This is a genomic window from Photorhabdus heterorhabditis (assembly GCF_018448905.1).
Lineage (GTDB): Bacteria > Pseudomonadota > Gammaproteobacteria > Enterobacterales > Enterobacteriaceae > Photorhabdus > Photorhabdus heterorhabditis.
In genome coordinates this window covers 1-13,408 of the sequence record NZ_RCWA01000026.1, presented here as the reverse complement: position 1 = coordinate 13,408, position 13,408 = coordinate 1, and the positions used below count along the sequence as shown (strand labels likewise).

12 protein-coding genes are annotated in these 13,408 nt (G+C 39.4%); 7 read left to right on the top strand and 5 right to left on the bottom strand.

Annotated elements, in window-relative coordinates; translation table 11 throughout:
* Positions 1-291: 291 nt before the first annotated feature.
* Together mioC and asnC are read right to left on the bottom strand one after the other, a co-directional pair.
* A complete protein-coding gene (gene mioC, locus EAE89_RS15595; protein WP_214086199.1) occupies positions 292-756 on the bottom strand; it encodes an FMN-binding protein MioC in 465 nt (154 codons plus the stop codon).
* 91 nt (positions 757-847) lie between these two features.
* Positions 848-1,309 (bottom strand): transcriptional regulator AsnC, encoded by a 462-nt coding sequence (asnC, locus tag EAE89_RS15590; RefSeq protein WP_054480367.1) that lies wholly within the window; start codon positions 1,307-1,309, stop codon positions 848-850.
* Positions 1,310-1,475: 166 nt separating this feature from the next.
* On the opposite strand from asnC, the gene asnA reads away from it, so the two are divergent.
* The gene (gene asnA, locus EAE89_RS15585) at positions 1,476-2,468 is read left to right on the top strand and encodes an aspartate--ammonia ligase (RefSeq protein WP_054480366.1); all 993 of its coding nucleotides are present in this window, start codon (positions 1,476-1,478) and stop codon (positions 2,466-2,468) included.
* 5 nt (positions 2,469-2,473) lie between these two features.
* Here asnA and viaA read toward each other — a convergent pair whose 3' ends face one another.
* Positions 2,474-3,931, bottom strand: coding sequence for an ATPase RavA stimulator ViaA (gene viaA, locus EAE89_RS15580; protein WP_054480365.1), 1,458 nt, complete (start codon positions 3,929-3,931; stop codon positions 2,474-2,476).
* 4 nt (positions 3,932-3,935) lie between these two features.
* Positions 3,936-5,435, bottom strand: coding sequence for an ATPase RavA (gene ravA, locus EAE89_RS15575; RefSeq protein ID WP_054480364.1), 1,500 nt, complete (start codon positions 5,433-5,435; stop codon positions 3,936-3,938).
* A gap of 276 nt (positions 5,436-5,711) precedes the next feature.
* Between ravA and rbsD the strand changes: the two genes are divergently transcribed.
* Genes rbsD through rbsR form a run of 6 tightly spaced genes read left to right on the top strand, consistent with a single transcriptional unit; the run spans position 5,712 to position 11,531 of the window.
* Positions 5,712-6,131, top strand: a complete 420-nt coding sequence (gene rbsD / locus EAE89_RS15570) for a D-ribose pyranase (protein ID WP_054480363.1) — start codon at positions 5,712-5,714, stop codon at positions 6,129-6,131.
* Positions 6,132-6,138: 7 nt separating this feature from the next.
* Entirely contained in the window at positions 6,139-7,644 is a 1,506-nt protein-coding gene (rbsA, locus tag EAE89_RS15565; protein WP_214086198.1) for a ribose ABC transporter ATP-binding protein RbsA, read from the top strand.
* 6 nt (positions 7,645-7,650) lie between these two features.
* Complete coding sequence (gene rbsC / locus EAE89_RS15560; protein ID WP_214086197.1) at positions 7,651-8,622, top strand: ribose ABC transporter permease; 972 nt, start codon at positions 7,651-7,653, stop codon at positions 8,620-8,622.
* Positions 8,623-8,648: 26 nt separating this feature from the next.
* Positions 8,649-9,539: a ribose ABC transporter substrate-binding protein RbsB gene (gene rbsB / locus EAE89_RS15555; RefSeq protein ID WP_214086196.1), complete on the top strand. Its 891-nt coding sequence runs from the start codon at positions 8,649-8,651 to the stop codon at positions 9,537-9,539.
* A gap of 58 nt (positions 9,540-9,597) precedes the next feature.
* A complete protein-coding gene (gene rbsK, locus EAE89_RS15550; protein ID WP_214086195.1) occupies positions 9,598-10,527 on the top strand; it encodes a ribokinase in 930 nt (309 codons plus the stop codon).
* 2 nt (positions 10,528-10,529) lie between these two features.
* Entirely contained in the window at positions 10,530-11,531 is a 1,002-nt protein-coding gene (gene rbsR, locus EAE89_RS15545; RefSeq protein WP_054480358.1) for a ribose operon transcriptional repressor RbsR, read from the top strand.
* On the opposite strand, the gene mdtD is transcribed toward rbsR, so the two are convergent.
* Positions 11,528-12,919 carry a multidrug transporter subunit MdtD gene (gene mdtD / locus EAE89_RS15540; RefSeq protein WP_214086194.1) on the bottom strand — a complete coding sequence of 464 codons (1,392 nt, stop codon included), beginning with the start codon at positions 12,917-12,919 and terminating at the stop codon, positions 11,528-11,530. The genes rbsR and mdtD overlap by 4 nt on opposite strands.
* Positions 12,920-13,408: the final 489 nt, after the last annotated feature.

Sequence of the window (13,408 nt, the reverse complement as noted above, 5' to 3'; positions counted from 1 at the left end):
TTTAAGCGATAGACCAAGTAGGGGATCTCGCAGGTAATTAAAAGAAGATCTTTTTATTTAAAGATCTCTTTATTAGATCTTTTATTAGGATCATGATCTTTTGTGGATAAGTTATTTTTCCTCAGTAAGATCATAAAGCTGTAAAGGATCATTTGCTGTGAATGATCCGTGATCCCAGCAGGTATAAGCTGGGATCTAAATTGGTAGTTATTCACAGAGCGATCATGGACAAATAGTTATACTATGGATAACTACGGGTTAACCCCGGCTTTTTATATAAGTTATCCACAGTCAACCGCGTGTTTTTTGCTCAATACTGAGTGAGTTTGCCCAAATTTTAATCCATTCTTCTGCGGGATCTTCGGGGATCTCATGTTGCTGGATATCAATTTCGAGACGATCACCGAGACGTTTAGCGCTATTTTCCATCAATAGTTGATCTAATGATCTTATTGCTCCACAAAAAGTATCGTATTCGGAACTACCAAGACCAACAGCCCCAAATGTTACTTTGCTGAGATCAGGTTTTTGTTCAGAAATTTCTTTTGCTAGTGGCTGTATGTTTTCTGGTAATTCTCCGGCACCATGCGTGGATGCTACTACCAACCAAACTCCTTCTTGGGGAAGTTCATCTAAAGAAGGACCATGCAGCATTTCAGTGGAAAAACCAGCATCTTCCAGAATTTCAGCCATATGTTCAGCTACGTATTCCGCGCCACCCATAGTACTGCCGCTGATTAAAGTAATAGTGGTCATAGTGATCCCAACAGATTTCAAGAACGGCTATTGTACGCTGTGAATCTGTTGGGATCTACCTGTGGATAATATGGTTATAACAAATTTTATATTATGGCTTGATTGTCCGCATGATCGGGTTTTGCAAGGAGATCAGGGTTTCTGTTGACTGGATTTCATCAATAGTCTGTATCTTGTTGATAAGTACATCCTGAAGAGACTCAATTGAGCGGCACATAACTTTAATGAAAATACTGTAGTGACCTGTTGTGTAATAAACCTCAACCACTTCATCTAGATTGCCCAGCTTTTTTAGAGCTGATGGGTAATCTTTAGCGCTCTTAAGGATAATACCAATAAAGCAACAGACGTCATAACCAAGCTGTTTAGGGCTGATATCTACCCTTGTACCAGTGATGATCCCCGCTTGCTTCATTTTTTCTACACGAACGTGAATTGTTCCTGGACTGACGGCAAATTTCTTTGCGAGCTCGGCATAAGGTGTACGTGCGTTGTCCATTAAAGCGTGAAGTATGTCACGGTCCAGATTATCGATCTGATAAATTTCTGCCATTTCTAACCTCGTTTTTTATTGAATCATCATTTTTATCATCTAAAAAATGAATTATTTAAACAATAAAGACTATTTTTATTAAAGTATATTGAATTTATTCCCCATTCTATTGCTTAATGTTTCTAACAGGACATCAGGGCCATTTAGAGAATTCGAGAATAATATTATGAAAAAGTCATTTATTGAGAAGCAGCAACAAATCAGTTTTGTGAAGTCTTTCTTTTCCCGCCTGCTGGAAAGCAAATTGGGTTTGATTGAAGTACAAGGGCCAATGCTGAGCTGCTTGGGGGATGGCGTTCAGGACAACTTGTCCGGCCATGAAAAAGCTGTTCAGGTAAAAGTGAAGACTTTACCGGATTCAACTTTCGAAGTAGTGCATTCACTAGCTAAATGGAAACGTAAGACATTGGGACGTTTTGATTTCCAGCCAGAGCAAGGGCTTTACACTCACATGAAAGCATTGCGTCCAGATGAGGATCGCTTGACACCAATCCACTCTGTTTATGTTGATCAATGGGATTGGGAAAAAGTGATGGGAGATGGGCAACGCTCACTTGCTTATCTTAAACAGACAGTAGGTAAAATCTACGAAGCGATAAAAGAAACAGAAAAAGCTGTCAGCAAAGAGTTTGGTCTGGCACCGTTCCTGCCAGATCAAATTCACTTTGTTCACAGTGAAGCGCTTCTGAGCCGTTATCCGGAGCTGGATGCAAAAGGACGCGAACGCGCTATTGCTAAAGAGTTGGGCGCTGTTTTCCTTATTGGTATCGGTGCAAAATTATCTGATGGGCAATCTCATGATGTTCGTGCATCAGATTACGATGATTGGACAACACCAAACAGTGATGGTTTTGTTGGTTTGAACGGAGACATCATTGTTTGGAACCCCGTTCTAGAGGATGCTTTTGAAATCTCTTCCATGGGTATCCGTGTTGATGCAGAAACACTGGAACGCCAATTGGTATTGACTGGTGATGAAGATCGTTTGCAATATGACTGGCACCAAGCGCTACTTAAAGGCGATATGCCACAGTCAATTGGTGGAGGGATTGGTCAATCCCGTTTGGTGATGTTACTGCTGCAAATGAAACATATTGGTCAAGTTCAATGTAGCATATGGTCGCCTGAAGTACGCGAAGCTGTGGAAGATATGCTCTGATTCACTCAGTGACGCCATTTTCGTAGTAAACGGCTTTTGAGTCCGGTATCAAAGCGCCAGATATGATCGAATATTCGCATAATACCGGGCTTACCATATTGGGACATGGAGACCGCATGGAAGCGGTGTTGCTGATGCTGTTGCAGATTTTTTATCTGATGGATTAGTGAGTCCGGCAAACGTTGGGCAATGAAATCTGAAATAACAACAGCATCAGCATCTTTCCAATGTTGCTCTTTCATTTTTTCTATTGTGTTTGTTAGGCAAGAAGCTAAATCTGTTCCCCCTCTGAAAGTTTGACTAAGAAAACGAATAGCTTGTTCCAGACCATCTGGTGAAGATAGTTCATAATGTACAACTTCTGTAGCAAATAACATGATATGGCAGTTGCGATCATCAGCCAGTGCAATGCGTAACAATGCGAGGCAAAAGGCTTTGGCACATTTTTCGTTGAATCCTCCCATAGAGCCTGAAGTATCGACACAGACAATAAATGGTCCTCGAGGTTCTTCTTCTTGGCTGTAGTGAGTGACTGACCGTAATGTTGTTTTTTGTTTCCAACTATCGCCTTGTAATTGATAAGTTAGTAGACGCTTTTCTACCAATCTGCGATAAAATTCATACTCTAGATCTTCGATTCCCAATATCGCCAATTCTGTCGGTAACAACCGCAAAATATCATCACTTTGCCCTATACCATTTACCTGTTCAGGAATGGTAAATGGTATTCGTTCAATTGTGGTAAATGGTTCGAGAAGATGGCTTTCCTGTAGTTTTGATTTTGCAGATTGACTGCGCCCAAGTAATTGAGCCAGTTTTTCCAGTTCAGGTTGTTGGCGAAGAAACTCACTATAATGAATCAATAACTGTGTATCATTTCGGGAATGATTTATCTGACTTTTACTCATATCCCATAACCGTCCTGCTGCTCTGTCATTTTTACTGAAAATGGGGTCGAGATTACCACTGAGTGTCAGCCTCTGTTCCAGTTCCGCTAATAATTGTTCTTTTTCTTGTTCCAATAACTCTTTGTGGAAGTTTGTGGTTTGCAGTATCAAATTGAGTCGCCATTGTTGAATAAACAAAGTTTGCAGTGTATTTGAATGATCAATAGCATTAGTTGCCAGCTTCTGGGCTTCTGCATAAAAAGGTGATTTAATTCGGCTCAGCGTTTTGAGAATTTCGGGGAGTTTAAGGTAAAAATTATCTGTGCTGACAGGCAGTAATTGCTGGTATAACTGAAATTCTTCTGCCAGAGTCGCAGGAATTAATGCTTCTTTGATCCTCTGTTGTAAATCTTGTTTCCAGCCGGGAATGTCTTTCAACAATGCACGTTTCAAGCGAGGATATTTTTCAAAAAAGATAGCCAACTGAGGTGAAGCCAAGAGGATTAGTACGATTTCCTCTATCAGTTCACCTTCGTTTACTGACAATAAAAGATCAAGGGTTGTTAAGCTAATCATTTAATTAGTTTCTCATTTTTATTTTCAGTTGGTTTACTTTATCTGTTAGTTGGATAAAGCTTTTTTCTATCGCATTAAGCCAATGACTTTCAATAAACAGGCATGGTTTATGTTGGTTAAGTAATTGGCGTTGTTGGTAAATTTCTTGATTAATTTTTTCCAATCTCTCTTGCCACTCGCTGTTTTTTTCATTTTGTTGGTGTTGGCTATCTGGTAAATATAAAGTGGATGAACGACGGCTAATATCGAAAATTTCTATCTGGTATGCTGAATTAATTTCGGCTGTTATGCTTTGTGGAAAACCAATACTGTTCAGGCGAACTGGTAATTCTCCACCTTTTTTTATCCAGACATTCAGAGTCTTTTTTTCTATTTCAATGAAATTGACCTGAATATCATGGATATAAAGAGGTGTATGCAGAAATAAAGTCAATTTCTCTTCATTGATATGATCGGGTAGAGAATATTGTGTTTTGTGCCCAAACAGACGGATTTTTTTTCCTATCTGGAATGCTTGCTGATTGTTTTTATCCTGAAGGACCTGAATCCATTGATGATGAAGTGAATCAATTTTCTGAGATAATATTCTTTGCTGATATGCCTGCTCGGTTATTAGAGTATTTAAATATTGAGGCAACAGTTTGAAAGAGTTAAGATCATGCCATAAACAATCTTTTAGTAATATTAAATCAAGCGGTGATATTTCCTTTCTACCATTAAAGAAAGCACTGGCTTGTAATAAATGAATTGCTTTCTTCCAGCGTCGATCTGAAACGTAAGGTGAGTGTTCTGTCATATCGAGTTGTTGACGTAGTTGGTAGATAATATCAAAACAACTATCTGGCAGAGTTATTCTATTAATCTCATTTTGCCATTGGTGAAATTCTTCACTTGTTATCTGAATGTTTTCAGGGACAGGATTATCAATTTCATTTTTGTGGTTAATGAGTAATGCTCGGAAATTCTGTTTTTCCTGAATTTTATCCAACCAAATACGGATTAGCATTCGGTCATAAAGAGCTTCAAGGCTACTATCTGCTTCAGGTAATTCATTGGAGGCTGTTACCAGTAACCTCATTGGAATTTTTTCTTCGATATCCCCGTTTCTGAATTTTCTTTCATTAATTGCCGTCAGCAAGGTATTAAGAATTGCTGGGCCAGCTTTCCATACCTCATCAAGAAAAACAATTTCAGTTTCAGGTAAATAGCCGGCAGTTAGGCGTTGATAACGTCCTTCTTCTTTCAACGCTTGGATAGAAAGAGGTCCGAAAATTTCTTCAGGAGTAGAGAAACGGGTCATCAGATATTCAAATGCTCTGGCATCATGAAATGCAAATTTTAATCGGCGGGCGATTAGACTTTTAGCGATTCCTGGAGGACCAAGTAGAAAAACACTTTCCCCACACAATGCGGCTAGCAAACATAAACGAATAGCCTGTTGTCTTTCATACAGGCCACTTTCCAGATAGTTACTTAAACAAGCTATTTTTTCTGCTATTTGCATAATCCATACCAATGTTATCTACGAGGTTAAATAAATTATTAGCTATATGTGAAATAAGTCTTAATCATAGGTTTTAGTCATCATTTATTGATGAAGATAATATTTACCTTAAAAATCGATTCAGCGTCAAATATTCAATAAGTTAACGTTTATTTTTTGTTTTTTTATTAGCGAAACGTTTCGATGACGATCACACTTTTGTATCAATAATGTTGCATTTTAAATGTTACTTTCTATATTGCTTAATTAGCGAAACGTTTCGCTAATGGAATAAAAATGAAAAAAGGTGTATTGCTTAATTCTGAAATTTCAGCCGTCATTTCTCGGCTGGGGCATACTGACCAGATTACAATTGGTGATGCTGGATTACCAATTCCTTCTTCAGCCCAGCGGATTGATTTAGCGCTAACCCAGGGGATTCCCTGTTTTATATCTGTTCTCAAAGTCGTTACTCAGGAAATGCAGGTTGAAGCTGCATTTTTAGCAGAGGAGATCATTAGCCATAATCCTTTGATTCATCAATTAATATTGGATCAAATTAAAGAGCTTGAGAAACAGCAAGGGAATTCAATCACTATAGAATATATTAGTCATAATACATTAAAAGAGAAAATGGAACATAGCCGAGCGGTGATTCGTACCGGAGAAAATTCTCCTTATGCCAATATTATCCTTTGTGCTGGTGTAACTTTCTGAGGTGGTTATGCAACCTGTACTAGAACTAAAAGGAATTGGTAAATCCTTTCCTGGTGTCAAAGCATTATCCGACGCGGCATTACGTGTTTACCCGGGCAAAGTTATGGCATTGGTAGGGGAGAATGGTGCAGGTAAATCCACAATGATGAAAGTATTGACTGGGATATATACCAGAGATACAGGAGTGATTCATTATTTGGGCAAAGAAGTGACTTTTTCTAGTCCTAGATCCTCTCAGGAGGCAGGTATCGGAATTATCCATCAAGAATTAAATCTTATTCCTCAAATGACCATTGCTGAAAATATTTTTCTGGGACGCGAATTTGTTAATAAATTCGGTACCATTGACTGGAGGAAAATGTATCAGGAAGCTGATCGCCTTTTGAGAAAGTTGAATCTGAGTTATAGCAGTCACCGGCGGGTAGCTGAACTTTCTATCGGTGGGCAGCAAATGGTTGAAATAGCCAAAGTACTGAGTTTTGAATCCAAAGTTATCATTATGGATGAGCCAACAGATGCACTGACTGATACAGAAACCGAATCATTGTTCAGAGTGATACATGAACTGAAATTCCAGGGATGCGGTATTGTTTATATATCCCATCGATTGAAAGATATTTTTGAAATATGTGATGATGTTACGGTATTCCGTGATGGGCAATTTATTAGTGAAAAACAGGTAAAGGAATTAAAAGAAGACGACTTAATTGAAATGATGGTTGGTCGAAAATTGGAAGATCAATATCCCCACCTGAATTTACCTCGTGGTAAGAAACGGCTCAAAGTTGAAAAAATTTCTGGTCCCGGTGTGAGAAATGTCAGTTTTTCCCTTTATAGTGGGGAAATTCTGGGTATATCGGGGTTGATGGGGGCAGGCCGCACGGAATTGATGAGAATTATTTATGGCGCATTGCCAAAAACGCAAGGGAGGATTGCTTTGGATGGGAATCCCGTTATAACTCGTAACCCTCAGGATGCGTTAGCTTATGGGATTGTTTATATTTCAGAAGATCGGAAGCGTGATGGCTTAATTTTGGAAATGTCAGTTAAAGATAATATGTCTCTGACTGCCTTACGTTATTTCAGTAACAAATTAGGTGGTCTGAATCATAAAGAAGAGCGGAAAGCAGTTAGTAACTTTATTAAGTTGTTTAATATTAAAACGCCTTCAATGGAACAGACCGTTGGTCTACTTTCTGGTGGTAATCAGCAAAAAGTGGCAATTGCTCGTGGATTAATGACCAGACCAAAAGTTCTTATCTTGGATGAGCCTACTCGAGGTGTAGATGTTGGTGCAAAAAAAGAAATTTATCAGCTAATTAATCAGTTCAAAAAAGAAGGTTTGAGCATCATACTCGTTTCTTCTGAGATGCCGGAAGTGATAGGAATCAGTGACCGAATTTTGGTCATGTATGAAGGTCATATCAGCGGAGAATTCCTTGCTGAGCAAGCAACTCAAGAAGCTTTAATGGCGGCAGCTGTTGGCAAACAATATGATGTGATTCAGGAGTAATTCAGTATGAATTCTAATGTATCACCGACATCTAAACGTTGGTTTACTAAAGAATGGCTGCTGGAGCAAAAATCACTGATTGCGTTGTTAGCACTTATAGCAGTAGTTTCCTCTCTTAGTCCGAATTTTTTCACTTTAAATAATTTGTTTAACATTCTGCAACAGACATCGGTTAACGCCATTATGGCTGTTGGGATGACGCTAGTTATTCTGACATCGGGTATTGATTTGTCTGTTGGTTCATTGCTTGCGTTAACAGGTGCAGTAGCAGCTTCGCTGGTTGGAATGGAAGTTAATGCATTGGTGGCTATAGTCGGTGCTTTAGCTTTAGGTGCTGCGATCGGTGCTGGTACAGGAGTAATTATTGCTAAAGGTAAGGTACAAGCCTTTATTGCTACTCTGGTCATGATGTTATTACTTCGTGGAATAACTCGCGTCTATACTGATGGTAGCCCGATAAATACAGGATTCAGTGATAATGCAGATCTATTTAGCTGGTTTGGTATTGGTCGTCCATTGGGTATCCCTACTCCAGTATGGTTGATGTTGATAGTTTTTGTTATTGCTTGGTACATCTTACACCATACCCGTTTGGGCCGTTATATTTATGCTTTAGGCGGTAATGAATCAGCTACTCGTTTGTCCGGTATCAGCATCGATAAAATCAAGATTATTGTTTATTCCTTATGTGGTTTACTGACTGCACTGGCAAGTATTATTGAGGTAGCCCGTCTCTCTTCTGCCCAGCCAATGGCAGGGAATGGTTATGAACTAGATGCGATTGCTGCCGTAGTATTAGGAGGAACCCGTCTGGCAGGTGGTAAGGGGTTAATTGTTGGTACTCTAATTGGTGCGCTGATCCTCGGTTTTTTAAATAATGGCTTAAACTTATTAGGTATTTCTTCTAACTACCAGATGATCGTTAAAGCAGTTGTAATATTGTTGGCAGTTCTGATTGATAACAAAAATAGTAAATAACCTTATCCTCTACAGGAAATAACACAATGAAAATGAAGAAATTGGCAGCTATTTTATCTGTTGTTGCACTAAGTGCGACTATGAGTGCTAACGCCCTAGCAAAAGACACTATCGCGTTGGTCATTTCTACACTGAATAATCCATTTTTTGTCACCATGAAAGATAGTGCTCAAAAAGAAGCAAATAAGCTGGGTTATAATTTGATTGTCTTGGATTCTCAGGATAATCCCGCAAAAGAATTGGCCAATGTTCAGGATCTAACGGTACGTGGCACGAAATTGATGTTAATTAACCCAGCTGATTCTGATGCTGTAGGTAATGCCATTATCATGGCTAACAATGCGAAAATTCCGGTAATTACTCTCGATCGGATGGCGAATAAAGGTAGCGTTGCTAGCCATATTGCTTCTGATAACCGACGGGGGGGTAAAATAGTGGGCAATTTCATTGCTGAAAAACTAGGGAATGGAGCACAAATTATTCAGTTGGAAGGTATTACTGGCACATCTGCTGCCCGTGAACGTGGCGAAGGATTTAATAAAGTAGCACAAGAGCATAAATTTAATGTGCTGACTAGTCAGCCTGCTGATTTTGACCGTACAAAAGGCTTGAACGTTATGCAGAATTTACTGACAGCTCATCCAGATGTGCAAGCTGTGTTTGCTCAAAATGATGAAATGGCGTTGGGTGCTCTGCGTGCTTTGCAGACGGCAGGGAAAAGTGATGTATTAGTTGTTGGTTTTGATGGTACTGAAGATGGTATCAAAGCTGTTCAAGCTGGAAAACTAGGAGCAACGATCGCTCAGCGTCCTGATCAGATTGGTATTATTGGTATTCAGACCGCAGATAAGGTGCTGAAAGGTGAAAAAGTTGATGCCATCATTCCTGTGGAGTTGGAGTTAGTTATTAAAAAATAAGCCAATGTGACTGTGCCATTGCTATTAATAGTAGTGGCATGATGGAAAAGGATTAAGAATGAGTACAGCAAAACTTGCAGTGGTTGGCAGCATCAATGCTGACCATATATTAAACCTTGAATCATTCCCTCGTCCGGGTGAAACGGTGATCGGGAAACAATATCAGATTGCTTTTGGTGGTAAAGGTGCTAACCAGGCTGTAGCTGCAAGTCGCAGTGGCGCAGACATTACATTTATTGCTTGTGTAGGTCAGGATGATATTGGTTCCCGTATTTGCCAACAATTAGCAATGGATAATATTAAAATCTCCGGCATTGAAGCTATTGAAGGGGAAACAACAGGTGTAGCGTTAATTCTTGTAAATCAACAAGGTGAAAATGTTATTGGCATCAATGCAGGGGCCAATGCTGCATTAACACCAGAATATTTTCATCGTTACCAAAATATTATCAAAGAGGCAGATGCATTATTAATACAACTTGAATCACCATTGGAAACGGTACAACTTGCGGCAGAGACAGCTAAACAGAATAATACGAAAGTCATACTAAATCCTGCACCAGCACAAAAATTATCTGATCAGTTGCTCTCTTTGGTGGATATTATTACGCCGAATGAAACTGAAGCTGAATATCTGACCGGAATTACAGTAAAAGATAATTCTGATGCAGAAAAAGCGGCTCAAGTATTACATAGTAAAGGTATTGAAACGGTAATTATTACATTGGGTAGCCGTGGAGCATGGTTGAGTGAGAAAGGTCAGAACGGAAAACATGTTCCGGGACTTAAAGTTAAAGTTGTAGATACTATTGCGGCAGGAGATACTTTTAATGGTGCATTGGTGACGGCATTATTGGAAGGAAAAGAGATGTTATCTGCTGTACGATTTGCCCATTCTGCTGCTGCAATAGCAGTAACCCGTCAGGGAGCTCAACCATCTATTCCATGGCGAAATGAAATTGATATTTTTTTAACTGAACAGGACTAACAGTGGCTACAATCAAAGATGTTGCTCGCTTTGCGGGTGTTTCTACATCAACTGTGTCTCATGTTATTAACAATAACCGTTATGTCAGTGATGGTGTAAAAAAGAAAGTTAATGATGCGATTGTTCAACTGAATTACACGCCATCGGCGCTTGCCCGAAGTCTCAAAATCAAGCAAACCAAGACCATTGGTATGCTGGTAACAACCAGTAATAACCCTTTTTATGCTGAAATTGTAAGAGGGGTGGAACGAAGCTGTTATGAACGTGGTTACAGTCTTATTCTGTGTAATACAGAAGGTGATATCAAACGAATGGACCACAGCATGGAAACTCTGTTGCAAAAACGGGTAGATGGATTGCTTATCATGTGTACTGAAAACCAATGCACTTCCTGCGAGGTTTTGCGTCGTTATCCTCCTTTACCAATGGTTATGATGGACTGGTCTCCATTTGATATTATTGGCGATATTATCCAGGATAACTCCTTGTTGGGGGGTGAAATGGCGACTAATCATCTTATTAGCTGTGGTTTTAAAAAAATAGCCTGTATTGCAGGTCCACAAGATAAAACTCCTGCCCGCCATCGATTGGAAGGGTATAGAAAGGCAATGGTAAACGCTGGCTTTGTTATTCCTGACGGATATGAAATTTACAGTGATTTTGAGTTTGCTGGTGGTTTTGAATCAATGCAGAAGTTGTTGCAGCATCCAGAACCCCCAGAAGCTGTTTTTGCTGGTAATGATGCAATGGCTATTGGCGCTTGTCAGGCTATTTACCAAGCTGGGCTTTCTGTGCCAAATGATATTTCCATCATTGGGTATGATGATATCGATCTTGCCCCTTATATGATCCCACCTTTGACAACCATTCATCAGCCGAAAGATGAACTGGGGAAATTAGCTATTGATACTTTGCTTTATCGGATGAGTAATCCGGAAAGTGATCCTAAATTGTTAGTATTAACTCCAACATTAATTGAGCGTAACTCAGTTTTCCGCGCTTAAGTGCTCTTTTTCTTAACTAGATTATCTCCATCTTCCTTATGTAATAACAGGAAGGTGGAAGAAGAGAGTAAAGTCATTATTCCTACAGCGATAAAAGTGTTATGGAAGTGATCAACTGTTGTTCCATAAGGCATAGAATCATAGAAACGGAGAATAGCGGCGCTTACTGCAACACCGAAACTAATAGATAACTGCTGAGTTACAGCTAATAAACTATTTCCTGAGCTAGCATTATTATTGGTCAGATCAGCCAGCGTGATAGTATTCATTGAAGTAAACTGAATAGATACAGCCATACCCAGTAAAAATAGCGGAATAACTAAAAGAACAACGGATATTTCTGGTGATTGTAGTGAAAATTGAGAAATTATCAGGCCGATAATGACTGTTATACTAACTAGGGTCTTTCGATAACCAAAGCGAGTCAGTACGTTAGTCACAAAAGACTTAGCAATAATGGAACCGATAGCTATTGGTGCCATCATCATCCCGGCAATGACTGCTGGATAACCAAATCCGACTTGTAACATTAAAGGCATCAGAAAAGGAATACATCCAGTTCCCAAGCGTGTAACGATATTACCGATGATACCGATAGAAAATGTGCGGGTACGAAATAAGTTCAAACTGATTAGTGGCTGGGAGTGTTTTCTAGCATGTATCAAGTAGCCAAATAACATTATAAAACCACCAATCATGGCTGTGAGTGGTATGTAACTTGGTAATGAACTTTCTCCTAGTAAATCCAAACTGACAGAAATCATGACTAAACTCAGTCCGAAAAGTATGAAACCGGAAAAGTCAAATGAACGTTTTGGCATTGCGAAATTAGGCATATGCTTTTTAGCATAAATAATCCCCAATAAACCGATTGGAATATTGATAATAAATATCCAGTGCCAGGTGGCATAAGTTACTAATAATCCACCAAGCATAGGACCGAGAATAGGCCCTACTAATCCCGGCATAGTGACAAAATTCAGAACGGGTAAAAGTTCACTACGTGGATATGCGCGTAATAAAGCAAGACGAGCAACAGGCATCATCATTGCACCACCAATTCCCTGAATTACCCGGGAAACCACCAGAAAAGCTAAATTGCCTGATAAAGCACAGGCAAGGGAGCCTAAAGAAAACAAGGATACAGCAAGAATAAAAATCCGCCGGGTACCGAAACGATCAGCTAACCAGCCACTGACTGGAATTAGTAAGGCTACAGTCAGAGTATAGCTAACAACAGCAGATTGCATCGCTAGGGGGGAATGTTCGAGGCTTTCAGCAATAGCGGGCAATGCTGTATTGAGAATTGTTGCATCTAAAGCTTGCATAAAGAAAGCTATTGCGGCAATCCAGGGTAGCCCCGCCATATTACGAGCGGTTTTTACCATTAAATAATCCTGCTTATTTATCTAACCAGTATTTGATTAGATATTAATCTAACACATTACTATATAAGATCATTCTCTGTTGTCCGATTTTTTCAGCGAAAAGAATTAAGAAAGGTTTTTCTGGGAAGCTTTTTTTTGCTCTTTAAATTGCTAGTAGAGACGACCATTACTGGCAGCTATTTTGAAATTTGAGAATAATTACTGTCGATAACATCCGTTTTTGTATAAAAAACTCCCAAAAATACAAAATTTGTTGAAAAAAACCGCGGTCGTTAACTTTTTTCAAATAAACACTTGCCAGCGCCGAAGAACGCCCTATAATGCGCCACCACTGACCGACACAACGCTGAGAAAACGTGTGAGGTTGGGCAGGGGAGCGCAAATAAGCGCTTGACTCTGCGGGCAAAAAGCGTAATATACGCAGCCCGGCTGACCGAGAATATCAAATTTTAAGGTGGCCTGCTCTTTAACAATTAATCAGACAATCTG